This is a genomic window from Pseudoalteromonas sp. S327, from assembly GCF_005886415.1.
Lineage (GTDB): Bacteria > Pseudomonadota > Gammaproteobacteria > Enterobacterales > Alteromonadaceae > Pseudoalteromonas > Pseudoalteromonas atlantica.
Genome location: NZ_PNDP01000027.1, coordinates 41,804 through 67,969 on the forward strand (window position 1 = coordinate 41,804; position 26,166 = coordinate 67,969).

20 protein-coding genes are annotated in these 26,166 nt (G+C 42.8%); 8 read left to right on the forward strand and 12 right to left on the reverse strand.

What is annotated here, in order from left to right; genetic code table 11:
• Positions 1-38 precede the first annotated feature (38 nt).
• A complete protein-coding gene (gene secA / locus CWB60_RS08975) occupies positions 39-2,747 on the reverse strand; it encodes a preprotein translocase subunit SecA (protein WP_138577687.1) in 2,709 nt (902 codons plus the stop codon).
• A gap of 431 nt (positions 2,748-3,178) precedes the next feature.
• Positions 3,179-5,206, reverse strand: coding sequence for a methyl-accepting chemotaxis protein (locus tag CWB60_RS08980; RefSeq protein WP_029773386.1), 2,028 nt, complete (start codon positions 5,204-5,206; stop codon positions 3,179-3,181).
• Between the two features lie 116 nt (positions 5,207-5,322).
• Between CWB60_RS08980 and CWB60_RS08985 the strand changes: the two genes are divergently transcribed.
• Positions 5,323-6,093, forward strand: coding sequence for a Rossmann-fold NAD(P)-binding domain-containing protein (locus CWB60_RS08985; RefSeq protein ID WP_004589323.1), 771 nt, complete (start codon positions 5,323-5,325; stop codon positions 6,091-6,093).
• Here the strand turns inward: CWB60_RS08985 and hutH are convergent.
• From hutH to hutC, 3 genes are all read right to left on the reverse strand, one after another.
• Positions 6,071-7,624, reverse strand: coding sequence for a histidine ammonia-lyase (gene hutH, locus CWB60_RS08990; protein ID WP_138577689.1), 1,554 nt, complete (start codon positions 7,622-7,624; stop codon positions 6,071-6,073). The genes CWB60_RS08985 and hutH overlap by 23 nt on opposite strands.
• A gap of 2 nt (positions 7,625-7,626) precedes the next feature.
• Positions 7,627-9,300 carry a urocanate hydratase gene (gene hutU / locus CWB60_RS08995; protein ID WP_024032171.1) on the reverse strand — a complete coding sequence of 558 codons (1,674 nt, stop codon included), beginning with the start codon at positions 9,298-9,300 and terminating at the stop codon, positions 7,627-7,629.
• 67 nt (positions 9,301-9,367) lie between these two features.
• A complete protein-coding gene (hutC, locus tag CWB60_RS09000) occupies positions 9,368-10,075 on the reverse strand; it encodes a histidine utilization transcriptional repressor HutC (protein ID WP_054982938.1) in 708 nt (235 codons plus the stop codon).
• Between the two features lie 111 nt (positions 10,076-10,186).
• Between hutC and hutI the strand changes: the two genes are divergently transcribed.
• Both hutI and CWB60_RS09010 read left to right on the forward strand, forming a co-directional pair.
• Complete coding sequence (gene hutI / locus CWB60_RS09005) at positions 10,187-11,434, forward strand: imidazolonepropionase (protein ID WP_138577691.1); 1,248 nt, start codon at positions 10,187-10,189, stop codon at positions 11,432-11,434.
• Between the two features lie 122 nt (positions 11,435-11,556).
• Entirely contained in the window at positions 11,557-13,221 is a 1,665-nt protein-coding gene (locus tag CWB60_RS09010) for a GGDEF domain-containing phosphodiesterase (RefSeq protein ID WP_029771746.1), read from the forward strand.
• 202 nt (positions 13,222-13,423) lie between these two features.
• On the opposite strand, the gene CWB60_RS09015 is transcribed toward CWB60_RS09010, so the two are convergent.
• Entirely contained in the window at positions 13,424-14,470 is a 1,047-nt protein-coding gene (locus tag CWB60_RS09015; protein WP_138577705.1) for a formimidoylglutamase, read from the reverse strand.
• A 77-nt stretch (positions 14,471-14,547) separates the two neighbouring features.
• Positions 14,548-15,045, reverse strand: coding sequence for a ribonuclease E activity regulator RraA (gene rraA / locus CWB60_RS09020; RefSeq protein WP_138577693.1), 498 nt, complete (start codon positions 15,043-15,045; stop codon positions 14,548-14,550).
• 202 nt (positions 15,046-15,247) lie between these two features.
• Here rraA and CWB60_RS09025 point away from each other — a divergent pair, with 202 nt between their 5' ends.
• The 3 genes from CWB60_RS09025 (at position 15,248) to CWB60_RS09035 (ending at position 18,791) form a co-directional block, all read left to right on the forward strand.
• Positions 15,248-15,787, forward strand: coding sequence for a phosphatase PAP2 family protein (locus tag CWB60_RS09025; protein ID WP_138577695.1), 540 nt, complete (start codon positions 15,248-15,250; stop codon positions 15,785-15,787).
• A complete protein-coding gene (locus tag CWB60_RS09030) occupies positions 15,784-16,821 on the forward strand; it encodes an MJ1255/VC2487 family glycosyltransferase (protein ID WP_138577697.1) in 1,038 nt (345 codons plus the stop codon). The genes CWB60_RS09025 and CWB60_RS09030 overlap by 4 nt, the downstream gene beginning before the upstream one ends.
• Before the next feature lie 89 nt (positions 16,822-16,910).
• Positions 16,911-18,791, forward strand: a complete 1,881-nt coding sequence (locus CWB60_RS09035) for a methyl-accepting chemotaxis protein (protein WP_138577699.1) — start codon at positions 16,911-16,913, stop codon at positions 18,789-18,791.
• A 31-nt stretch (positions 18,792-18,822) separates the two neighbouring features.
• On the opposite strand, the gene CWB60_RS09040 is transcribed toward CWB60_RS09035, so the two are convergent.
• The 5 genes from CWB60_RS09040 to priA form a co-directional block, all read right to left on the reverse strand.
• Positions 18,823-19,197: a gamma-butyrobetaine hydroxylase family protein gene (locus CWB60_RS09040; RefSeq protein ID WP_138577701.1), complete on the reverse strand. Its 375-nt coding sequence runs from the start codon at positions 19,195-19,197 to the stop codon at positions 18,823-18,825.
• Between the two features lie 62 nt (positions 19,198-19,259).
• Positions 19,260-20,588, reverse strand: coding sequence for an ATP-dependent protease ATPase subunit HslU (gene hslU, locus CWB60_RS09045; RefSeq protein WP_004589335.1), 1,329 nt, complete (start codon positions 20,586-20,588; stop codon positions 19,260-19,262).
• An 11-nt stretch (positions 20,589-20,599) separates the two neighbouring features.
• Positions 20,600-21,118 (reverse strand): ATP-dependent protease subunit HslV, encoded by a 519-nt coding sequence (hslV, locus tag CWB60_RS09050; protein WP_004589336.1) that lies wholly within the window; start codon positions 21,116-21,118, stop codon positions 20,600-20,602.
• A gap of 79 nt (positions 21,119-21,197) precedes the next feature.
• Positions 21,198-21,725, reverse strand: a complete 528-nt coding sequence (locus CWB60_RS09055) for an SPOR domain-containing protein (RefSeq protein ID WP_138577703.1) — start codon at positions 21,723-21,725, stop codon at positions 21,198-21,200.
• 11 nt (positions 21,726-21,736) lie between these two features.
• A complete protein-coding gene (gene priA / locus CWB60_RS09060) occupies positions 21,737-23,923 on the reverse strand; it encodes a primosomal protein N' (protein WP_064386261.1) in 2,187 nt (728 codons plus the stop codon).
• Between the two features lie 232 nt (positions 23,924-24,155).
• Between priA and rpmE the strand changes: the two genes are divergently transcribed.
• On the forward strand, positions 24,156-24,371 hold the full coding sequence (gene rpmE / locus CWB60_RS09065; protein WP_004589339.1) for a 50S ribosomal protein L31: 216 nt from the start codon (positions 24,156-24,158) through the stop codon (positions 24,369-24,371).
• Between the two features lie 522 nt (positions 24,372-24,893).
• Entirely contained in the window at positions 24,894-26,135 is a 1,242-nt protein-coding gene (locus CWB60_RS09070) for a malic enzyme-like NAD(P)-binding protein (RefSeq protein ID WP_029771819.1), read from the forward strand.
• The last annotated feature ends 31 nt before the right edge of the window (positions 26,136-26,166 follow it).

Below are 26,166 nucleotides of genomic sequence, written 5' to 3' on the forward strand. Positions count from 1 at the left end.
GACGCTAGCGTCGCTTTTTAATTACATACAATGCGTCGTTACTTTAATTTACCACAACATTGCTTAAACTTTTGTCCTGAGCCACACGGACACGGATCGTTACGGCCAACTTTAGGCGCTGTTCTTGCCATTACAGTTGCGCTTTGAGGTGCTTCACCGCCTACATGTTCAGCTTCTTCGTGTTGGTACTCGCGAGGGGCATTTTCACTTTTACGGTGTTGCTCTTCTACTTTTTCAACATCTTCTTCGGCACGAACTTGTACTTTACTTAAAATGCCCACTACATCAACTTTTAAGTTTTCAAGCATTTCGGTGAATAGCTCAAACGACTCGCGCTTATATTCTTGCTTAGGATTCTTTTGTGCATAGCCACGTAAGTGAATACCTTGGCGTAAATGATCCATTGCAGCAAGGTGATCTTTCCAGTGCTGATCAAGACTTTGAAGCATAATCGCTTTTTCAAACTGACGTAGTACAGAGTCGCCAACTTGCTCTTCTTTTTGCTTGTAAGCTTGCTCAACCGCTTGCTCAATACGCTCACGAAGTTTTTCTTCGTATAGTTTATTGTCATCAGCTAACCACTGCGTGATAGGCAGCTCAATCAGGAAGTCTTGTTTTAAGCGCTCTTCAAGGCCTGGTATATCCCACATTTCAGCAAGGCTTTGTGGTGCAATGTATTGATCAATAACACCTGCGAGTACGTCCCCACGGATTGCTGTAATGGTTTCTGAAATATCGCCTTCTTCAAGCAGCTCGTTACGTTGAGAGTAAACAACACGACGTTGATCGTTTGCTACATCATCGTACTCAAGTAATTGCTTACGTACATCAAAGTTGCGTGCTTCTACTTTACGCTGAGCGTTTTCAATTGCACGGTTAACCCAAGGGTGCTCAATGGCTTCGCCGCGTTGCATGCCTAGTTTACGCATCATGTTAGTCATGCGCTCGCCGGCAAATATACGCATTAGCGCATCATCCATCGATAAGTAAAAACGGCTAGAGCCGGCATCACCCTGACGACCAGCACGGCCACGTAATTGGTTATCTATACGGCGCGATTCATGACGCTCAGTACCAATAATATGTAAACCGCCAGCGTCAATTACTGCATCGTGGCGAATTTTCCACGCCGCTTTAATTTCAGCAATTTGCTCATCTGTTGGGTTTTCTAGTTTTTCAACTTCGCTGTTCCAGTTACCACCAAGCACAATATCGGTACCACGACCGGCCATGTTGGTTGCAATTGTTACAGTACCTGGTAAACCTGCATCCGATACGATGTCAGCTTCTTGCGCGTGGAATTTAGCATTAAGTACGTTGTGCTTAATTTTTTCTTTGCGCAAAAACTGCGATAAATACTCAGAGCTTTCAATCGAAATAGTACCTACAAGCACAGGCTGTCCGCGCTCTTGGCAATCTTTAATATCGGCTAAAATAGCTTCGTATTTTTCTTCTTGTGTTAGGTAAACTAAATCGGCGCGATCATCACGGATCATCGGCTTATTAGTTGGCATAACAACCGTGTCTAGGCCGTAAATAGATTGAAACTCAAATGCCTCAGTATCGGCTGTACCTGTCATACCGGCTAAAGTTTCGTATAAACGGAAGTAGTTTTGGAACGTGATTGAAGCCAGTGTTTGGTTCTCGTTTTGAATTTTTACACCTTCTTTAGCTTCAACAGCTTGGTGTAAACCTTCAGACCAACGACGACCTTCCATTGAGCGCCCTGTGTGCTCATCGATAATGATAACTTCGTTTTCTTTAACAACGTAATCAACATCTTTTTGATAAAGCTTGTGGGCACGAAGTGCGGCATACACATGGCTCAGTAAGGTAATACTACCGGCTGAGTATAGCGAGTCGCCTTCTTCAATCAAGCCACGTTCAGTAAGTAGGTCTTCTACTTTAATTTGACCGCGCTCAGTTAAATGAACTTGCTTAGACTTTTCGTCAATTGTGTAATCGCCATCGCCTTCAATGCCTTCTTCGTCTTCTTTTTCTTGAAGTTCTAAAAGCGGCACAATTTTATTGATTTCGATGTATAGCTCAGAGCTATCTTCAGCTGGGCCTGAGATAATAAGTGGTGTACGCGCTTCATCAATTAAGATTGAATCCACTTCATCCACTACCGCATAAAACAGTGGGCGCTGTACACGCTCATCAATGCTAAATGCCATGTTGTCACGTAGGTAGTCAAAACCAAATTCGTTATTTGTACCGTAGGTAATGTCAGCAGTATAAGCTTGTTTTTTCTGTTGTGGCATCATGCCTGGTACGTTACAGCCCACAGTAAGGCCTAAGAACTCAAATAACTCGCGGTTTGTTTCAGCATCACGTTTAGCAAGGTAGTCGTTCACGGTAATTACGTGCACGCCTTTGCCTGTTAAGCCATTTAAGTAGGCTGGAAGTGTGGCTGTGAGGGTTTTACCTTCACCGGTGCGCATTTCTGCAATACGACCTTGATGTAAAACCATGCCGCCTAATAGCTGTACGTCAAAGTGACGCATGCCATTTACACGCTTTGACGCTTCGCGTACCACAGCAAATGCTTCAGGTAGAATGTCGTCAAGGCTTTGTCCGTTATCGTAACGTTCTCTAAACTCAGCTGTCTTAGCTCTTAAATCTTCATCAGAAAGCGCTTCTAATTGCGTTTCTAGCGCATTAATTAGCGCGACCGTCTTTCTTAGGTTTTTAATAGTGCGGTCATTGCGACTACCAAAAATCTTGGTAAATAAATTAGATATCATGATAAAACCGTTACAATGTATTCTTTGTTAACCGAGTGTCGGCTAACCCATTTTTTACAATTGGTAATTAATATGTACTTTTACATAACCTGTAGAACATATTAATTAGCAATTTTGTATTAAAGAGCCTCAAAGCACTGTTTAATACGTGTGCTACTATACCAGACTCTGCCAAACAACAAACTATCTCAACTAAAAGATGTGTATTAAAAACAGAAAAATTTGATCTGATGCGTAAAAACCACTTTAACTGATTTAATTACGCTAAAAAATAGCAGCAAGTTGTGAAGATATGGTGTTAAAAAATTTAAAAACAAGAGTGCTAGGGCATGCAGGCCTTGGGTGATTGAAATTCATTCAATCTACAAAGCTCAACACACCCTAGGTGGGTTAATTTATACTTAGTTACCCACCTTATTACGCTGTGCTTTTTAAAGTTTAAACTGATTAACCGTTTTGTTTAAGGCAACAGCAAGATCGCTTAAATCGCGCGCTTCATCTGCTAAAATGTGTGCGTGATCAGCTGTGCTGTTTACTAAGCCATTAATTGCTGCAAGGCTGGTATTAATGTCCTCTGCGACAACGGTTTGTTGCTCAGTTGAAGTGGCAATTTGGTGGCTTTGGTCTTGCACTTTAGTTACCGACTGAGCAATGTTTTGTAATGAACTTAGTACTTCTTTTGTTTGCGATACTGAGCCTTCAGTTTGCTCTTGCCCTTGTAGCATCATTACCGACGCTTGTTGGGCAATTTGCTGTAAGCGAGAAATCATATTACGAATATCGTCTGTTGATTCTTGCGTACGGCTTGCCAGTGAACGTACTTCATCAGCAACTACCGCAAAACCACGGCCATGCTCACCTGCACGCGCAGCTTCAATGGCGGCATTTAGAGCAAGTAAGTTAGTTTGATCGGCAATGGAGTTAATTACATCCACCAATGCACCAATGTTATTACTTTCTTGCTCAAGCCCTGCTACCACTTTAGACGCTTCACCTATGTGTAGCGCAAGTTCGGTCATCACACGTTGTGCTTGAGTTGAGCGGTCAGCCCCTTCGGCAGTAATAGCTTGTACTTCTTCGGCGGCGCTGTTGGTATGCTGTGCGTTACGCGATATTTCAAGTACAGTGCTGGCCATTTCGGTCACGGCGGCACTTACGCTGTCTACTTGTTGTTTTTCTTGCTGTATTTCGGTGTTGGTTTGAGCAGACACGTTTTTAAGTTGCGCTGCGGCATTGGTTAACTGCTCAGCTTGTGCGGCTGTTTCTAGCATCATGGCGCGCAGCTTATCAATGAATGTATTCATGTGATTGGCAAGCTGGCCGACCTCATCCTGGCTGGTAATATTAATCTTTTGGGTTAAATCGCCTTCGCCCGATGCAATATCACGCATTATATTAGTTAAGGTGGTAATAGGCTGCGAGATCATGTGGGTTGCCCATAATATCATCGCTAGAATGATCACTAAAATAATCACCACTGCGGTGGTTGTGGTGGTAACCGCCTCATTAACGGGGGCTTCAATCATGCTGGTTGGGATCAGTATACCTACATACCAATCTAGATAAGGTTGCTCTAGTTGTAAGCGATGATACACCACATAATACTCTTCTCCTTTTAAGGTCACCAATTGGCTGCCTTCGAGGTTATTACGCATTTGTGCGTTAAGCTCTGTAAAGCCTGAAGTATTATTAAACTGGCTTTCAAGGCCATCTAGCCCTTCTTTACCTTTAGGGCCTTCGTCGGTGTTAGACAGCTTATGGCCGGTAGCATTTGAAAAGTGTACAACCTTTTGATTGCCATCGAGTAAAAAGCCATAGCCTTGGCCGTTAAAGCGAATACCTTCAACCATATCGTTGATTTTATTAAGCTGTAAATCAACGCCGCCCATACCAATAAGTTTACGCTGTGCGTTGTATACCGGCTGTTGTACAACTGCTGAGGCAACCCCAGTGGTTAAATCGACCGATATAGGGCCTACGTAAAGTTTATTAATTTGCAGGGCTTCTTGCCACCAACCACGTTTATAGGCGTAGTAAGGTTGGCCATTGTAATGGCTGGTACGCTCGTTTTCTTTAAAGTATTCACCGGTGGTTGCTGATGCGAAAAACGCCGACAGTACATTTTCGTCATTTGAGCTAATGCGTACAAAGTCTTGATTAACTTCGTTGTAGCCGGGGGCATTTTTAATCGGCTGGTCGCGAGTATCCCAATTTTCAAAAAAATTAACTAAATGCGGGTTATTAACAAACGTAGAAACCAGTTTGCCATACTTTGCAAAGTAGCTTTGCATTGAAAGTTGTTCGCTTTGTAGGTAGCTTTGAGCTTCGCGCTCAATGTTTACTCTGGAAAGGTTAGCGATGTGATTTACAAAAAATGTTGAAGCAATAATTAGCAAAATGGTGATGGTGCCACCAATCAATAATAATATTTTCTTCCGTAATGATAAATTATTTAGCATAAGTGCACGTATTATTGTTTTTTAGTAGGTTGTATCTAATCATATCTTACTTTAAATCTCTATGAAGTTAGATAAAAAGCACTAATTATGCGTTTAAAATGAAGGGTTATGCAAAAATGGAAACAAAAGCTAATAAATTAGTAGTATTAGGCGCAGGCTGGTTGGGTCATACTTTGTGCCTACAAGCTAAACAGGCGGGTTGGCAGGTACAAGGTACGCATAGAAGTGATGAGCACACAGACGATTTTCAGCGTCAATTTGTCTTGATTGATGGGCAGCTAATACACCAAATAGATTTACACGATGCTTACTGGGTGTGTGCAATCCCCCCACGAAGCAGACACAGTGAAAGTAACTACCCAGAAACACTAAGCGCTGCACTTTCACTTTCTAAACAATTAAATGCAAAGGGCTTTATTTTGTGCTCATCTACCGGTGTGTACGACCAAGAGCCAGGTGTTTACACTGAAAGCAGTGAAATAAGTTGTACCAATGAGCGACAAATAAAACTGTACGATGGCGAAGAAAAGGTGCTTGAGCAAGATGGTAAAGTACTGCGTTTAGCAGGGTTATTAGGGCCTAACCGCGAGCCGGGGCGCTTTGTTGCTGGGAAAGAATTAAATTCATCGAGCCAGCAGGTGGTTAATATGGTGCATCAACAAGATGTGATAAACGCCATTTTTGCGGTAATAGAAAACTATAATTCGGGGCAAAATATTTATAACGTGGTAAATCCATCGCACCCAACTAAAGCGAATTATTATGCACAAAAGTGTGCAGAGCATGGCGGCGAAATGCCAACCTTTACCAGTAATGAAAGTGCTGAGCGCAAAGTACTTGGCTCAGCAATTGAGGCGTTAGGTTTTAGTTATCAGCATGGAATTTAAAATGCGATGGTAGTGGGTTGTGGTGAATAAAGTCGCACAATGCTCCTTGTGCTAAAAGCGTATTGGTTGCGTCTATATCGGGGGCAAAGTAGCGGTCTTTATCGTAGTAACTTACATGCTCGCGCAGCAGAGCTTTTGCTTTTTCTACTTGCTGTGAAGGTTTTAGTGGGGCTCTAAACTCAAGCCCTTGAGCAGCTCCAAGCCATTCAATTGCTAATACCCCGCGGGTGTTATTGGCCATTTCCTTTAAGCGCCTTGCTGCAAACGTGGCCATAGAGACATGATCTTCTTGATTTGCTGATGTTGGCAGGCTGTCTACCGAGGCGGGGTGCGCAAGCGATTTGTTCTCGGAGGCAAGCGCAGCTGCGGTTACTTGGGCAATCATAAAACCTGAGTTAACTCCGCCGTTTTCAACTAAAAAAGGTGGCAGTGTAGAGAGGTTTGAATCAATAAGTAGCGCGATTCTTCGCTCTGCCAGCGCGCCTATTTCGGCAATCGCAATGGCTAAGTTATCGGCGGCCATGGCAACGGGCTCTGCATGAAAGTTACCACCGGATATAATATCGCCCACATCGGCAAATACCAGCGGGTTATCGGTAACGCCGTTTGATTCACATAACAACACTTCTGCGGCGTGGCGAATTTGTGTTAAACACGCGCCGAGTACCTGAGGTTGGCAGCGAAGGCAGTAAGGGTCTTGTACTTTTTCGCAGTTTACGTGAGATTGGCTAATTTGTGATTCAGTACTAAGTAGCTCTCTAAATACACTGGCCGTATCAATTTGCCCGCGTTGCCCCCGTATTTCGTGAATGCGTGCATCAAAGGGCGCACGGCTACCCATTGCAGCTTCTATACTAATAGAGCCTATAACACAGCTTTGTGCATATAAATCTTCTGCTTTGAAAAGCCCTTGTAACGCAAACGCGGTAGAGGCTTGTGTACCATTTAACAGTGCTAGCCCTTCTTTTGCGCCTAATGTAAGAGGTGAAAGATTGGCAATTTTTAACCCTTGAGCAGCACTTATAATTTCACCTTTGTGGCGCATTTTGCCTTCACCTAATAGTGGAAGGCACATATGAGCAAGAGGCGCTAAATCGCCCGAAGCACCCACAGACCCTTTTTGTGGTACGCACGGGTACACTTCACTGCACAGTAGTTGCATAAAAAATGCGATCACCTCTAGGCGTATCCCTGAGTAGCCCCGAGACAAAGAGTTTACTTTTAAGGTCATCATTAGTCTTACAGTGCTGTCGTCCATGAACTCCCCAATACCGGCAGCATGCGAAAGTACAATACTACGCTGCAGTAGCTCAAGTTCGTCATCTGCTATTTTTGTATTGGCTAATAAGCCAAAGCCGGTGTTAATACCGTACACCGTTTGGCGTTTGTTTATTACGTTTTGAACAGTTTGTGCACTGGCCGCTATTGGTGTACTGGCACCATCTACTAAGTTAAGTGTGACAGCTGAGTCATTAATTTTTCTTAGGGTGCTTAAATCTAACTGCCCTGGTGTGAGAGTGTGTGAAATCATGACTATTCCTTGTTTAGCATAGGGAGATCTAGGTGGTGCTCTTGCGCGCAATTTTTTGCAATGTCGTAGCCTGCATCAGCATGGCGCATAACGCCGGTAGCAGGGTCGTTCCAAAGCACGCGAGCTATGCGTTGTGCGGCTTGTTCACTACCATCTGCAACAATAACTACGCCTGCGTGCTGGCTAAAGCCCATACCCACTCCGCCGCCATGGTGCAGCGACACCCACGTTGCGCCACCCGCAGTATTAAGCAAAGCATTAAGTAGCGGCCAATCAGAAACGGCGTCTGAGCCATCTTGCATACTTTCGGTTTCACGGTTGGGGCTTGCTACAGAGCCAGAGTCGAGATGATCGCGACCAATTACAACCGGCGCTTTAAGCTCGCCATTTTTAACCATGTCGTTAAAGGCCAGTGCAAGGCGAGCTCGGTTTTTTAAACCAACCCAGCATATACGCGCTGGCAAACCCTGAAATTGAATGCGCTCACGCGCCATATCAAGCCAGTTATGTAAGTGGGTATCTTCTGCGATAAGCTCTTTCACTTTTGCATCGGTTTTATAAATGTCTTCGGGGTCGCCTGAAAGCGCAACCCATCTAAATGGGCCAATTCCTTCACAAAATAACGGACGGATATAAGCAGGCACAAAGCCCGGAAAATCAAATGCGTTGGTAACGCCTTCTTCAAATGCCATTTGGCGAATGTTATTGCCATAGTCGGTAGTGGCAGCACCGGCTTTTTGAAGTGCTAGCATGGCGTTTACTTGCACTGCCATAGATTGCTTAGCGGCTTTAACCACTGCCTGTGGGTTTTGTTCACGCATTTTTGCTGCGTGTTGCATGCTCCAACCTTGCGGTAGGTAGCCGTTGAGTGGGTCGTGCGCTGAGGTTTGGTCGGTCACTATATCAGGGGTAATATTGCTGTTTGCCAGTGCAGTAAAAATATCGGCAGCATTACCTAATAAGCCTACCGATAACGCCTTACCTTTAATGCAAGCATCGGTAACTAGCTCAAGCGCGTGCTCAAGTGTCGTGGCTTTTACATCAACGTAGCCGGTTTTAATTCGAAAATCGATACGGGTTTCGTCGCATTCCACAACTAATGCGCTAAAACCTGCCATCGTCGCGGCGAGTGGTTGGGCACCTCCCATACCGCCAAGGCCTGCTGTTAAAACCCATTTACCTTTTGCATTACCGCCAAAGTGTTGTTTTGCCATTGCTACAAAGGTTTCGTAAGTGCCTTGCACTATGCCTTGTGAGCCAATATAAATCCAAGAGCCCGCGGTCATTTGCCCATACATCATTAAGCCTTTTTTATCGAGCTCATTAAAGTGCTCCCAATTTGCCCAATGTGGCACCAGGTTAGAATTAGCAATGAGAACGCGCGGCGCGTTTTCGTGGGTTTTAAATACGCCCACGGGCTTACCCGATTGCACAAGCAGGGTTTCGTCGTTTTCGAGCCTATCAAGGGTTTCAATTATTTTATCAAAGCTTGGCCAGTCTCTTGCCGCACGGCCAATACCGCCATATACCACTAACGCGTGAGGGTGCTCTGCCACATCAGGGTCTAAATTGTTCATTAACATGCGTTTAGCGGCTTCGGTTTGCCAACTTTTAGCGCTAATTTTATCGCCATGAGGCGCGCGGATTTCTCGGTGTGTGTCGAGCCGGTTGTTCATGAATTTCTCCTGTTGTATATACAAGATGGTCAGCTACAAAAAAACGCCCTTGAGCGTTACGTTGTTATTATTTTTTAAATGTTAAGTGCCCGCCCAAACGGTATTTACTGCCCGGTGATACTAAGCGAGCAAAGCTCACTATGCCTTTTGTAGACCAAGTACGACGAATAACCTGTAAGCAGGGCTCTTCGTTATACAGGTTAAGCCATTGGCACATTTGCGAGTTGGGCATAACCGCTTCCACTGTGTGGCGCGCTTGTGTGAGCGGCGCTACGCTCGATAAGTATTCATGCGGGGTGAGGGCGCTAAAGTCTTGTTGTAAATAACCCGCGGCTAAAGCTGGGTTTACAAATCGCTCTTCAACTTGCAGTGGTTTGTCGTTCTCATTGTGTACAAGCACACTGCGATACACCAGGCTATCTACTTCAACGCCAAGCGCAATGGCTATGGGTGCTACCGCATTGATTGATTCAAGCACTTGCACACTACAGCTGTATTGCCCGTTACGTTCTTTTACTTCATCGGCTATGTTTTTAATTTCAAGTAGTGACGACTGCGATTTAAAACTTGCTACAAACGTACCTAACCCTTGGCTGCGCGTTAAAATACCGGCATCTGTTAATTCGCTCAGTGCACGTCTTGCGGTCATACGGCTTACAGAAAATTGGCTGCTAAGCTCGTTTTCTGAAGGGACACGTTGGTTTTCTTGCCATGCGCCATTTTTTATTTTATCGACAATAAATTGTTTTATTTGTGCAAATTTAGGTGTGGTCATTACTATTATTAGCTGTACTTAAAATAAACTATTTAATAAAGATGGCATAATTATCTTGTATATACAAGGTGTATTGTTAGACTGTATTTTAAGCACGTTAGGGAGCTAAGTATGCAAAATAAAACAACGGGTTACACCTTAGAAGATCTCGACTTATTATTAACTGATGCCAACATAGCAACCATGGATGGCACAATAGATGCACCTTATGGGGCTATAGAAAATGCGGCACTGGCGATTAAAAACGGCGAAATTGTATGGTTAGGTGAGCAATCAAACTTACCCAGTTTTGATGCCTTTGCTACCCCTACATTAAGTATTAAAGGGCAATGGTTAACGCCTGGGCTTATTGATTGCCATACACATTTAATATTTGCAGGCTCCCGAGCTGAGGAATTTGAGCAGCGCTTACAAGGTGTAAGCTATGAACAAATAGCTGCACAAGGTGGCGGTATAGCCAGTACCGTTAAGGCCACTCGCGCGGCAGATCATGAGCAGTTATTTGTTGATGCAAAAGATCGCTTAAACACTTTACTTGCCGAGGGCGTAACGACTGCTGAGATAAAGTCGGGATACGGGCTTGATGTTGAAAACGAAATAAAAATTTTAGAAGTGGCGCGTTTGCTTAATGAGCATCATCCTATTGATATTAAAACCACGTTTTTAGGTGCACATGCGCTACCCCCTGAATACAAAGGCCGTGCAGATGAATACATAGATTTAGTATGTACGCAGATGCTTGAGCACGTAGTGGCTAATAACCTTGCCGATGCTGTGGATGTATTTTGTGAAAATGTAGGCTTTAGTCTTGCACAAACAAAACAAGTGTTTGATGCAGCTACAAAACATAACTTGCCGGTAAAATGCCATGCTGAGCAGCTTTCTAATCAGCAGGGCGCACAGCTGGTGGCTGAGTATAAAGGCCTTTCAGCTGATCATATTGAGTACCTTGATGAAAACGGCGTAAAAGCCATGGCAGAGGCTGGCACTGTGGCTGTTTTATTACCTGGGGCTTTTTATTTTTTACGAGAAACACAGCTCCCTCCCATCGATTTGCTGCAAAAATACAATGTGCCTATTGCTATTGCCAGTGACTTTAACCCAGGCACCTCGCCTTTATGTTCTGTGCAATTAATGATGAACATGGCGTGTACTATATTTAGGCTCACCCCTGAGCAGGCCCTTGCGGGAGTAACCCGCAATGCAGCGCAGGCACTAGGTTTGAAAGACAGAGGCGTGCTAAAGGTTGGTGCAAGGGCTGATATTGCGCACTGGCAAATAGGTCACCCTGCACAATTAAGTTACCAATTTGGCGTAAATAAACTGTTAAATCTATGGATTTTGGGTAGAATTAATTAGTTTGTATTATTTTTGTCCATATTTAACATGCTTTTATTAAATTTTATAGCTAGTGGAGTGGCGTAAGCTTGAGTATTTTGACTGACAGTAACTTTCCAATATTTTTTAGCGGCGCGCTGTTAATGGCGATGGTCGCTACGTTATTTGCGGTTAAAAATACCAGTATTAAATTTAGTTACTTATGTACAGGCGCTGTCGGTTTAGCCATTTTAAGTAGCGGGGCTGCTTGGTTAGCAATATTGCTCGCTTTTGGTTTTTGCTTTCATTTATGGCAAGCGTTTGAGCGTAATAGTTGGAGCATGATTATCACAAGCGCCGTTTCAGGGTTGCTATTTGTGGTTTTGTTTTCAGCGCATTTACTTATGGATGTGCCCCTATTTTGGGTGGTGGTGGCTATTATTCTGCTAGCGGTTGTAGGGCTAATGAGTGAGGAAGAAGAGCCCAAAGTTGAAGATTCGCATAACATTAATGAGCCTGAGCCGTACCAAGATGACTCTCCTCTTGCTGCATTTGCAGATAAACAGCAGTTACGCCAAGGCTATTACAGCTGGTGTAAAGAAAAACAGCTAGAAGCAGCACTGGTGATTGTTCGTCTAGAAGGGTTTGAGCAAGTTAATCAGCACATAGGCAGAGATTTTGGTGATTTGTTGTTGGCTCAATCGGCCAACAGAATAAAAGACTTACTAAATAACGACAACGTGATTGATTTAGGTGGCCAAGAAAAATTGGCGCATTTAGGCGGTCTTAACTTTGCCTTTATTTGCAGCTTAGCTGTGCACAAACATAGCCATGAACACATCATTGAGCAAATTATTGGCGCAACACTTAAGCCGTTTAACGTTGCTAATTGTACCGTAGAGGTAAAAGCAAGGGCGAGTTACGTTAATTGCGATGAGCAAGACGCTAACTTTGATAACTTAGTATCGTGTGCATACTTAGCCCTTGATAGTCAGCCTAAAAAAGCTGTGGTTGTGTACCATCAACAAATGATGGTTGAGCAACTTGAGCAGCAAGCCCGTTTAAAAGAGCTGGCTAATATTGATTTTGTAAGCGAGCTTGAACTTTATTTTCAGCCTATTATTCGCAATGACGACGGCCAAATTGAGTTTTTAGAACTTCTGTTGCGTTGGCAGCACCCTCAACAAGGTATTTTATCTGCCCACCGATTTATTGATGATATTCATATTGCGGGTTTAGCTTACCCACTGGCTAAATTTGTTATAGAGCGAGCTGCAGAGCTTGCCATGGCGTTGCGTATAGAGGGAATTGCTATACCGCTGAGCATTAACTTATTTGGCCCCGAAATGCTGAACGAAGAGTTTGTTGAGTTTGTAGATAGTGTGGTGAGTGAGCACAACTTACAGCACGGAGATTTAATTGTTGAATGCCCGCTGCATATATTCACAGATTTAGATAATAAGGGTCGTGCGATGATTGCCCGATTAAATAATATAGGTTTAAAAATATGCGTTGATGGGCTAGGCGATAACCCCATTGTTCTTTCTAAGCTGCCAAATCTAGCTGTTGAATACATTAAGGTGGCGCCATCGCTTACTGCAGATTTTAGCAATCAAAATAATATTCGCAGCCTAGTAGGCGGTATGGTTGAAATGCATAACCAACAAAATACCAAGGTTATTTTTGAGGGCGTTGAAACCTTAGACCAATTAAAGTTTGTAAAAAGTTTAAAAGCGCACGCAGCACAAGGTTATTATTTTGGCCACCCGTTAAGCAGCATTGGCTTAATGAGTTGGCTAAAGCAGTGGCAGGCTCACCAAACTCAATAAGTTTTCCAAGCTGCAATAATTATTTTGTAAGGAAAATTCTGCAATTCGCTGCGATAAGATTACTCACTTATGAGCGTATAGCGTGCAAAAGTGAGTTATACACCTGCCAATAGTAAGCTCAATTAACTCACCATTATTAGCTAAGCCAGTAAGGCAATTTGGCGGCCTTAAAAAATGCAGCGATTAATTAAGCTAATTACAATTAACGCGTTTTTGCATGTAAGTAGGCATTAACTAATGCACTAATAATTTGCCCACAGCTTTGCATACCTGCTGTTAACCCAGCAGGGTGATTTAGCGGTGCAGCTTCACACAAATGTAGGTAGCGGGCAGTGCTGTGTTTTGCTGTTAAATAAACATAATGCTCAGCATCACTAACGCTAAAGCCGCAGCATGTATACGCGCTGGCCGGTAAAAATGAAATACTGTCTAAGTCGAGTTCAATACCAAGTGGCGCATTATTAAACGCTGCTAAGGCGTGCTGTACGGCATCGGTTAGTGATATTTCTCGGCGTACATTAATAGCTTGATAGCTGTGAAAACTACATTGATTTTGCGCGATTAAGTCAAAAATGGCTTGGTTATTTTTTTGCTCATGCAGGCCAATAATATGATATTGCTGCAATGCATTTTTCTTCAAGGCATAGCTAAAGCCATTGCCGCTGTGGCGACCTTCGCAAGGCCGTAAATCTGCATGGGGATCAAAATTTATAGAGTTAACTGAAGCCCCACTATGTTTGCTTAAAGCACTGAGTATGCCAAAGCTATTATTGTGCCCACCGCCGATAATAATAGGCTCAAGGCCCGCATTAAATATAAGCGTTAATACCGCCTCTACTCGCTCATCTATTGTTGCGCATAGTTTGCGTAGTTGAGCCAGCTCTTCAGCATGCTGGTTATTTAAGCCTTGGGCTTGCGCCATTACATCATCAACGTCAATTTCGCCTAACAGCAATACCTGCTGGGTCGCGTTAAACTGGTTAACTGGTTGGTTCAAAAAGTATTGTAAAAAAGCGGGCCAAGCTTGATGTGAGCCGCCATTGCCTAAATTAGCGCGAGGGCCTATATCTTCACATATACCAATTAATACGTAGCGAATACCAAATTGCGCTGCATCGTTAAGGGCTTGTTGTACATTTACATGGGTGTCTAATAGGGCAACAGACTGCCAAGTTTTTGTTTCGTTAACGCGTGTGGAGCAGTAGGGTTTAACGGCGTTTTCATCATACACTTTTAAGGTAGGGTGCACTGTGTTGAATCCGTGTTGAGCAGCAAAAATTATTCGTGGTGGCGTAAGCAGTGCTCTGTTGAGCACTGCTTGTTACTTTATTCTTCGATAACTTCTAGTTCAAGTTCTTCTGCTGATAATACAATGCCAGTACTATCTGCATAGATAAAATCGTCATCAAAAAACGACACACCAGCAAAGTTAACGCCAATACTATCTTCACCAGCGCCTTCGCTGTCGGCGGCAACAGGAATTGATGCAATCGCTTGAATACCTAAATCAATTTCTTCTAACTCATCTACATGACGCACAGCACCAAATACAATAATGCCGTTCCAGTTGTTATCAAGCGCAAGCTCTGCAAGTTCAATGTCGATAAGGGCGCGTCGTGTTGAGCCACCACCATCGATAAGTAGTACTTGATCAGTACCGTCTTGTGAGAGTATTTCACGGATCAGTTCATTATTTTCAAAACATTTAACCGTTTTAATTCGGCCGCCAAACGTGTGTCGACCACCAAAGTTGATGAACATCGGTTCAAGCACGTCAACCACATCGGCAAAAAAGTCACATAAGTCAGAAGTGCTGTAATCCATTATTTTATCCTCAAAGGGTACATAAGTTACCCTCAGTATACCCTCCTTATATGCAATAACAACGACTTAATAGCAGTAAATTTATTCAAAAAATGCCGAAATTAGAAATGGCAACAATAGTGTCTTAAAAGCGTCACTCAATTGTTATTTTCTGCCACTAAGCTTTAACTGTGGTTAGATATTGTGCAGCTAAGGGTGAATAATGAACGACAATAACGTGCTTAAAAAAATGGCTCAAATGGATGAACAACTCTTTTTAACTCTGTTTAATTATAATTCACCCAAATGGCTGAAAACGGCTGCGCTTGGTTTATCTAAAAGTGGTAATGGTGGTTTATATTTACTTATGTGTGGCGCTGTTTGGTGGCTAAGTGCCAATGATCAGCATCAGTTATTGCCAATATCGGTGTTACTGGGGTTTGCAATTGAAAGGCCTATTTATTTTTTAGCAAAACGTAGCTTCGGCCGAATCCGCCCCTGTGATTGCTTAGTCAGTAATGCGTATATTGTGCCTAGTGACAAATTTAGTTTGCCTTCTGGGCACAGTGCAGCAGCATTTTTAGTTGCGGTAATATTGAGTCACTTTTTTGCAGAGTATGCGTGGCTTTGGTTTAGTTGGGCATCGGGGGTGGCGGTTTCTCGCGTAGTATTAGGCGTACATTTTCCGGCAGATATAATAATAGGCGCCGTTATTGGCAGTTCATGTGGTTTATTTGCGCTAGCTTTGGTGGTGCCTGTATGAAGATATTATACGGCATACAAGGCACAGGTAATGGCCACATTACGCGCGCCCGTGTTATGGCAAGCTGTTTTAAAGAGTTAGGTATAGATGTAGATTACGTTTTTTCAGGACGCCCTGAAAAAGACTACTTTGATATGCAGGACTTTGCTGATTACAAAACGTTTCGTGGGTTATCGTTTAGCACTAAAAACGGCCAAGTAAAAAGCTATCAAACATTAAAAAATGCCCGTGTGTGTAAGTTAGTTAACGATATAAAATCATTTAATGTAAAAAAATACGATTTTGTCTTAAATGACTTTGAGCCTATTTCAGCCTGGGCGGCAAAGCGTGCAGGCGTGCCTGTAGTTGGTATTAGTCACCAAGCGGCTTTTTTATCTAATAGCGTGCCTATGTTTGGCCGTGGTTTATTTAGAAAATCTCTCATTAAGCACTACGCGCCAGCAAGCACCTATTTAGGCGTACATTGGCAGCCCTTTGCAGATAATATTATACCGCCCTTTATTGCAAACCATGACCATGGCAATCCTGTCGCCGTTATGAATAAAGTGCTGGTGTATTTGCCCTTTGAGAACCTCGACAACATTATTGATTATCTAAAGGACTTCCCAGAAAAAGAGTTTTACTGTTACCACCCGCATGCGCAGAATAAATCCCTCGGGCATATTCATTTGCGCACTCCTTCACGAGCGGGGTTTTTAAACGACTTAGCAAATACCAGTGGCGTAATTGGTAATGCAGGCTTTGAGCTGGCAAGTGAGGCCTTAAAGCTTGGGAAAAAATTATTACTTAAACCTCTTGATGGTCAGTTTGAACAAGATGCAAATGCACAAACATTGCGGGCGATGAAAATGGCCCATGTAATGAATTATTTAAACCCGCAAGCGCTGGATGATTGGAATAGTGCCCCGCAAAACAAACAAATTAATTTTCCCAGTGATCCTGCCCCTTTGGTTAAATGGCTACTTAATAAACAGTGGCATGACACTCACTCATTGCATAAAGATTTATGGGGTAATGTTAATCTAAAAGCATGAGTTATATGTATAAAAAGTTAATAAAAAACTTAATGTAAAGCGCCAGAACGTACTACACTATTAGTGCATATTAAATATAGGTGTTTTCAATGAATTTTTTACAAAACTTAACCATTAAAAGGCGTTTGCAACTTAATGCAGTGGTAGTCGGTCTGGCAATGGTCATTTTGTTGTGTGTGGTAATTTATGAGTCACGCGTAACACTCAATCTGAATAAAACAATTCAGCTTGCAGAAGAGCTCAACGTACATGCACTAGAGCTTAGAAAGCATGAAAAAAACTTTCTTTTTTACAAGCAGCAGGAAGCACTTACATCATTTGATAAGGATTTTAAACAGCTAAGCACTAAAATCAAAAAGCTGCAGGAGGTAATGCAACAGCAGGGCATTACCACAGCGCAAATTGAGCATTTTCATACGCTTATTACTAACTACAATAACAGTTTTTCAGAGGTTGTTAGGTTACAGCAACAGATAGGTTTAAACCCTAAAGATGGGTTATATGGCAAGCTCAGAACTGCAGTGCACGAAGTTGAGGTGCTATTAAAAGAGCAAGATAACTTTGAGCTTTTATCGGCAATGCTACAGCTGCGACGCGCTGAGAAAGATTTTATGCTGCGCTTTGATGCAAAATACTTAACTCGCTTTAACGAACTTATTAGTACGTTTAAACAAAAAATTACCCAAGCTGATTTGCAAAGTAGTTATAAGTCGCAAATAAGCCCTTTAATAGATACGTATCAAAGTGCTTTTCAAAATCTTGTAAAGGCACAAACGCAGTTAGGGCTCGATTTAGACTCTGGTGCACTAGGCGTTATGCGTATTAACGTAGAAAAAAGCGATCAGGTTGTTGGTCAAATTGTTGAGTCAACCAAGCTGGAAGTTGAGAAAAGCGTTGACCAAGCGCAGTTTATTGCCATCGTTGTATTTGTTATTTCGGGCATTATAGTGTTGGCGCTGGTGTACTTTACTAGCCACTCGATTATTGTGCCTATTGAGCGGGTATATCACACCATAAACGACATACGCCGTAATAACGACTTAAGCGTAATGATAGAGCAAACAGGTAATGATGAAGTTACCATTATGACCTCGGACTTTAATAGTTTAATAGGCGATTTTAAAAACCTCATAAACGAAGTGAATACCGCGCTTAATACGTTAAATGTGGCAACAGAGCACTTATCTGAAAGTACCTCTGCAACAAGTTCAGGCATGCAAGAGCAGTTACACGAAGCGGATATGGTTGCCACTGCGGCTACGCAAATGCAGGCAACGATTCAAGATATTTCTCATAATACCGAAGCTGCCGCTAAAAAAGCAGAGTCAACCAATTTAAGCGCGCAGCAAGGGCGTAATGAAGTAGACTCTACGGTTAAGCACATACGCGATTTGTCTTCGTCGTTAGGTAACGCATCAAGTGTGGTATCGCAACTTGAAAAAGACGGTGAAACCATAGGCTCAGTGCTCGATGTAATCAGAGGCATTGCAGAGCAAACCAATTTACTCGCATTGAATGCTGCGATAGAAGCCGCTCGTGCTGGTGAGCAAGGGCGAGGTTTTGCTGTTGTGGCGGACGAAGTACGCTCGCTTGCGCAACGTACACAAGAGTCTACCAGTGAAATTGAAGGCATTATTAATACGCTTCAGCAGCGCACGCAAGAGGTAGTAAGTATTATGCATCAATGTCGCTCGCAAGGTGATGAAAGTGCTTCACAAGCTATTAAAGCGGGTGATTTACTCGGTGCTATTACCGAAGATGTGCAAACCATAATGGAAATGAGTACTCAAATTGCCGTTGCTATTGATGAGCAAAGTCAGGTGGCATCAGAGGTGAACAAAAATGTAGTACGCATCAGAGACATTGCCCAAGATGCCTCTGAGCATGCAGTTAATAATGCGCAAACCAGTGAAGAAGTCTCTGAACAAGCGCGCGTATTATTTGCGGCTATTGATAAATTTAAAGTGTAATACAGTGTAGCGTTTAAAAAGCCAATAAGGTTTAAGGAACAAACTTTATTGGTACGCTATCTTTGTTTTGTTCGTGCTCGGCAAGACGCGCTTGGTATTTATCCCACAAGGTTTCGTGCTGCGCTTGTAGTGTTTCAAAGTAGCTCCAGCTAAATAGCCCGCTGTTATGGCCATCATCAAAGTCTAATCTCAGTGCGTAATGCCCCACCGGTACAATCTTTTTTATACCAACATGCTGTTTATTAAGTACCAACCTCATTGGCTCTGCACCATGCCCTTGCACTTCGGCCGAGGGAGAGTGAACGCGTAAAAACTCGCAGCTAAATACAGCCATACTGTCATCATCAAAGTAAACATCTAGGTTTTTACTCACGCTATGATAATGCACTTTTGTTACGTGTTTCATTTTATATGTCCCATTAAAAAGCCCCCGATATGGAGGCTTTTAGTATAGTATTTTTGCCTACCTTATAAAATAAAGCGGCTTAAATCTTCATCTTCAACTAATGCACCTAAATGTTTTTCTACATAAGCGGCATCAATAGTAAGGGTAGAGCCTGCTTGTTCAGATGCATCGTATGAAATTTCTTCCATTAGCTTTTCCATTACCGTATGTAAGCGACGAGCACCAATGTTTTCGGTTTTCTCGTTTACTTGCCAAGCGGCTTTAGCAATGCGCTCTATTGCATCATCGTTAAACTCAACATTTACTTGCTCAGTTTTAAGCAGTTCACGTTGCTGCTCAGTAAGTGAAGCATGTGGCTCGGTAAGAATTCGTTTAAAGTCATTAGCACTTAGTGCTTCAAGCTCTACACGAATAGGTAAACGACCTTGTAGCTCAGGGATCATGTCTGATGGTTTAGCCATTTGGAACGCACCTGATGCAATAAATAGCATGTGGTCTGTTTTCACCATACCGTGCTTAGTATTAACGGTTGAGCCTTCAATTAATGGAAGTAGGTCGCGTTGTACACCTTCACGGCTAACATCTGGGCCTGACGAATCGCCACGCTTACAAATTTTGTCTATTTCATCAATAAACACAATGCCGTTTTGCTCTACTGCAAAAATAGCCTGCTCTTTTAGCTCTTCAGGGTTAACTAATTTAGCGGCTTCTTCTTCGGTTAATAACTTAAAGGCTTCTTTAATTTTTAACTTACGCTTAGTACGTTTGTCGCCACCCATGTTTTGGAACATGCTTTGCAGCTGGTTGGTCATATCTTCCATACCAGGAGGCGCCATAATCTCTACGTTTGGCTGTGCTTGCGCTAAATCTATTTCTATTTCTTTATCATCAAGCTGACCTTCGCGTAATTTTTTACGGAATGTTTGACGAGTAGATGAGTTGTCATCGCGCTGAGTTTCACCGTATTGATCTTTAGCCGGTGGTAAAAGTGCATCTAAAATACGCTCTTCTGCTGCTTCTTCTGCGCGGTGTTTAAACTTTTTAGTTTGTTGTTCGCGGGTCATTTTAATCGATACATCAACTAAATCGCGAATGATAGTCTCTACTTCTTTACCAACATAACCCACTTCAGTAAATTTAGTCGCCTCTACTTTAATAAAAGGCGCATTAGCGAGCTTAGCTAAACGGCGGGCAATTTCAGTTTTACCGACACCGGTTGGGCCAATCATTAAAATGTTTTTAGGGGTTACTTCGCTGCGTAAGTCATCGTTTAGTTGCATGCGGCGCCAGCGATTACGCAGGGCAATAGCCACGGCTTTTTTAGCATTAGCTTGACCAATAATGTGCTGATCTAACTCGTGTACAATTTCTCTTGGGGTCATAGCAGACATAATGGGTCCTATTATAATTCTTCGATTGTTTGGAAGTTGTTGGTAAATACACAGATGTTGCCAGCAATGGTCAGGCTTTTTTCTACGATATCGCGAGCGCTTAAATCGGTGTTTTCTAATAGGGCAGTGGCTGCTGATTGAGCAAAGTTACCACCGCTACCAATGGCAATTAAATCGTTTTCTGGCTGCACTACATCACCATTACCTGTGATAATTAGTGAGGCAGTTTCATCTGCAACCGCAAGGAGTGCCTCAAGCTTGCGTAAAGCTCTGTCGCTACGCCAGTCTTTGGCCATTTCTACAGCGGCTTTAGTGAGGTTACCTTGGTGCATTTCTAGTTTGCTTTCAAAGCGTTCGAAAAGGGTAAAGGCATCAGCAGTACCGCCGGCAAAACCAGCAATTACTTTGCCATTATAAAGGCGTCGAACTTTACGGGCGTTGCCCTTCATTACGGTATTACCAAGTGAAACTTGGCCGTCGCCACCAATTACTACTTTATTGTCGCGGCGTACACTTACGATAGTGGTCATGTTATTCCTCATCATCAAGCTGCGGGGGCAGCTTGTAAAAAACGATTATGATGAGGTTATATGGGTGAATGGACTAATTTCAAGTCCAGCCCCAAATTCCGCAGCTAACAACATGCACTCGCTTGAGTTTGTTTTTGTCGCTTTCGGCTTGGCGCTTTGTTTTATAAGGGCCTAAACGCACTTTATACCAAACACCATTAGTACCTGTGGTCTTTTTAATTTCAGAAATTAAGCCCGCAAAGGCAATTTTAGCTTTGAGGGTTTCGGCTTGTGCGTGTGTTCTAAACGACCCACACTGCATAACATAGGGGCCTTTTTGCTCAATTTCTCTTACTTCAACTTGGATCTCGTGCTCTTTAATTTCTTCAATGAACTTAGGGGCGCGAGGTTTAGCTAATTCTACTTTTTCAGCTGTTTTAGGGTGCGCCTGCTGCTCAACAAGCTCAGGGTCGGCGTTATTTTTAATAAACCATAAGCCGTAAGCAAAGCAGCCTACAAGCAAAACAGTAATAACAACTAAAAGTATAGGAAATGGTTTTTTAGCAGGGGCTTGCTTGGTGTTTTTTCTACCCGCTGGTTTTTTATTAATATAATCGTGCTGTGCCATTTGGCTTTAACCTAAATCATGTCTATAGGGTCAACATCAAGACTCCAGCGCACTTTTTGTGCAAGTTTGCTGGTGCTTAAATAGTCGACCATTTGCGCAAGATACTGATGCAATACTTTGCGGTCTTGCGCTTGAATATGCAATTGAAACCGGTACATACCCGCCACTCTTTCTAGTGGGGCAGGAATTGGACCGAGCAATTGTATACCAGATACACCGTTAACAGGAACCAAATCCGTCAAAAAATCGACAACGAGCTTAATACTGTGCCCTTGTGCTCTAACTATAGCCATATTAGTAATGGGTGGAAGGTCGGCATCATCACGCTCACTTAAAGCAAAGCGGGCAAAATCTTGGTAGCCATTATTTACTAAGTCTTGTAATAAAGGGTGTTCAGGAAAGTGAGTTTGCAGTAATACTTGGCCTGGCTCACCAGAGCGACCCGCGCGCCCAGCAACTTGAGTTACCAGCTGGGCTAAATGCTCTGTGGCTCTAAAATCGCACGAGTACAAGCCGCTATCTACATCTAATATAAGCACTAAGCTAACATCGGCAAAATGATGACCTTTAGCCAACATTTGTGTGCCCACTAAAATACGCGCCCCGCCTTGGTTTATCTCCTCTAAGGCTTTTTCTAAGCTCCCTTTACGGCGGGTTGAATCGCGGTCGATGCGGGTTACGGGTGTATCGGGGAATTCACTCGATAAAAATTCTTCAATTTGTTCGGTGCCTTTACCGTTAGGAAAAATTTGTGTGCTACCGCAATCAGGACACTGGTGAGGTACTGGGTGTTGCTCCCCACAGTGGTGGCAAATCATTTGGCCAATGGCTTTATGAAAGGTTGCGCTGGTGCTGCAGCGATTACACTCACTCAGCCAGCCGCATTCGTGACAAATTAGCGTAGGAGAAAAGCCACGACGATTTAAAAACACCATAACTTGCTTACCACGGTTTAAATGTTGGCGCATAGTGGCAAGACTTGCGTGAGCAATACCGGCTTGGTCGGGCTGGCCTTTCATATCGAGCAACATAAACTGATTATCGGTCGCAGTTTGTGCGCGCTCTGTAAGGCTTAAAAGTTGGTATTTGTTGTTTATAGCTTTGTGCAGTGTTTCGAGCGCTGGGGTGGCACTGCCTAAAATAAGCGGTATTTTGTGCTGAAATGCCCGATAAGCGGCTAAATCGCGTGCGTGGTAGCGTAAGGTATCTTGCTGTTTAAATGATGAGTCATGCTCTTCATCAACCACTATCATTCCTAACTTTAAAAAAGGTAGAAAAATACTCGAACGGGTACCTATTACAATTGCGCAGCTGCCTTTTTCGCAAAAACGCCATGTTTGCAAGCGTTCGTTATCGGTTAGGGCAGAGTGCCATAGCATAATTGGCGTATCGGGAAAGCGACGACGAAATCGGTTAACAGTTTGTGGCGTTAAGCCTATTTCAGGCACCAGCACTAAGGCTTGCTCGCCACGTTTAAGGACTTCTTCTAGGCATTGTAAATACACTTCGGTTTTACCACTGCCTGTCACACCTTCTAATAAAAAGCTCTTAAAGCCAACACTTTGATTTATTGTAGTGCACGCTACGGCTTGCTCTTTATTTAGTACTGGCTTGGTGCCGACTGTGGGCGCAACGCTTTGCCATTGATTATCATGCTCAATGCTTTGGGTTATAAGCTCTTTATCTATTAGGGCATCTATTGTTTTTTTACTAAAGCCGAGCGCTTTTAGCTCGGTTATCGACGACTTACCCGATTGTGCGAGTTGCTTTAATAAATTTAGCTGAGTTTTCGCTTTTAATGATGGAACCTTTGCGCCTTTTTCGGTAAGGCTAATCATGTTAATGCTGGTTTTATCTGGGTTTTCACCTTGGCGAAGCGCACCTGGCAGCGCAATGTGTATGGTTTCGCCGAGCGGGTAGCAATAATAGCGTGCAGTAAAGCTAAGCAGTTCTAAATGCTGTGATGATAAAATAGGGGTTTGGTCAATAACCTCAGTAACCGCTTTAATTTTGTTATCTGGTACGTCGGTATGCGTTTTAAGAGCAAGAACAACCGCTACTTTTTTTTGATTGCCAAAAGGCACTAAAACACGCATCCCTGGCATAATAGGCGCCGAGGGCGAGATGAGTTGTTCATCTATTTTATAATCAAAGGTGCGTGGTAACGGAACTTTAATAGCAACTTCAACAAAACGCATAACAACTCATGTGATAAAGGGTAATAGCTTAATGTACTAAAAATAAGGCTAAAAACCTACATGCAAATGGATGCGGTAGCGCTGGTTGGTTACTTTTTTGGCAAAAAGCGTAATTAAAGCTTGTGCGGGGCAAGCTAGTTGGATAAAATCCGCGGCCTATAAATTTGTTTTAACGACGTATGGTGCCAGACTTCGGGTTTGGAGAGCGATGCGGCCTTAACTAGAGGTTCCTATGAAAGAAGGTATTCACCCTAAGTACGAAGCAATTTCTGCAACATGTTCATGCGGAAACAAATTCGAAACTCGTTCTACTCTTTGTAAAGACATTCACCTAGACGTATGTTCTGCGTGTCACCCGTTTTACACTGGTAAGCAAAAGATTTTAGACACTGGCGGCCGTGTTGATCGCTTCAACAAGCGCTTCGGTGCACTTAGCAGCAAGAAGTAATTATTGCTGTTTAGAAAAAAAAAAGCACCTTCGGGTGCTTTTTTTGTGCCTAAAATTCATCATTTTTACTAAAAAATTACCGATTGTTGCCGTACTACGTATGCATAACTATTTCCTGTTCTTATTCTGAATATGCATAAACCTTTGCAGACAAACTCACAATTCTTCTCTATATTTTTTATACGTTAATTTTTAACCAAGCTGCTAAAAGTGCTTATCGTGGCGATATTTGTTTTTAACGGTGATAAACGCGCCATATTGGTGCATTTTACTATTTTAATATTCTGCTATTTTACAAAAATATTGGCAGGGCAAAATGAACCTCAAAAAGCACTTTTTGAATGAATTTTTATTTGTTTAATATTGATAACTTTTAGCGAAGTTGCTGATAAATCACTTAAAATTAACGGATATAGCATATAACAGGATAGACCTGATATTGCTTGGAATTTAAAAATAATAAGAGTATCTTAGCCCCATACTCCCTCTCACTTAACTTAAATTGCAGGATACCATCGCGTTATGTCAGATTTTCGTGAACAAGCATTACACTACCACTCTCACCCCGTTCCAGGCAAAATCAGCATTGAGCTAACAAAACCAGCCGAAACGGTGCAAGACTTAGCATTAGCATACAGCCCCGGTGTTGCAGAGCCTGTGCGCGAAATTGCAGCAGACCCAGCCAATGCATATAAATATACCGGTAAAGGTAATATGGTTGCGGTGATCAGTAATGGTACGGCAATTTTGGGTTTGGGTAATTTAGGGCCATTAGCCTCTAAACCTGTTATGGAAGGTAAGGCGCTTTTATTTAAACGTTTTGCTGGCCTAGATTCTATTGATATTGAAGTTAAGCATCGCACCACCGAAGACTTTATAAATACAGTGGCTAATATTGCCGATACGTTTGGTGGTATTAACTTAGAAGATATTAAAGCGCCAGAGTGTTTTGAAATTGAAAAAGCACTTATTGAGCGTTGCAGTATTCCGGTTTTTCATGATGACCAACACGGTACCGCTATTGTAACTGCGGCAGGTATGCTTAACGCCTTAGAAGTGCAGGGCAAATCAATAGAAGATGCCATTATTGTATGTTTAGGTGCAGGCGCTGCAGCGGTTGCTTGTATGGAGCTGTTAATTAAGTGTGGTGCACTGCGCGAACATATTTATATGCTAGACCGCAAAGGGGTTATTCATACTCGCCGCGATGACTTAAACGAATACAAACAGCTTTTTGCTAACAATACTGATAAGCGTACTCTACAAGATGTAATTGCTGATGCTGATGTGTTTGTAGGTGTATCGGGTCCTAACTTACTTGCACCTGAAGATCTAAAACTAATGGCTGATAAGCCAGTGGTGTTTGCATGTTCAAATCCAGATCCTGAAATTGCACCTGAGCTTGCGCACAGTGCACGTAAAGACTTAATTATGGCAACGGGGCGTTCTGATTTCCCTAACCAAGTTAATAATGTTTTATGTTTCCCGTTTATTTTCCGTGGTGCACTTGATGTACGTGCAAGCGCCATTAACGATGAAATGAAAATAGCCGCTGTCGAAGCTATTCGTAGTATTGCTAAAGAGCCAGTGCCTGAGCAAGTATTAAAAGCAGCGGGTGTAGAAAAGCTCGAATTTGGTGCAGACTACATTATTCCTAAACCGATGGACCCGCGTTTATTACCACGTATAGCCAAGGCGGTTGCTATTGCTGCTGTTGAATCGGGCGTGGCACAAATTGACTTACCGGAAAATTATATGGCGTAATCTATAGCGCTTAAACAAAAAAACCTCAGCA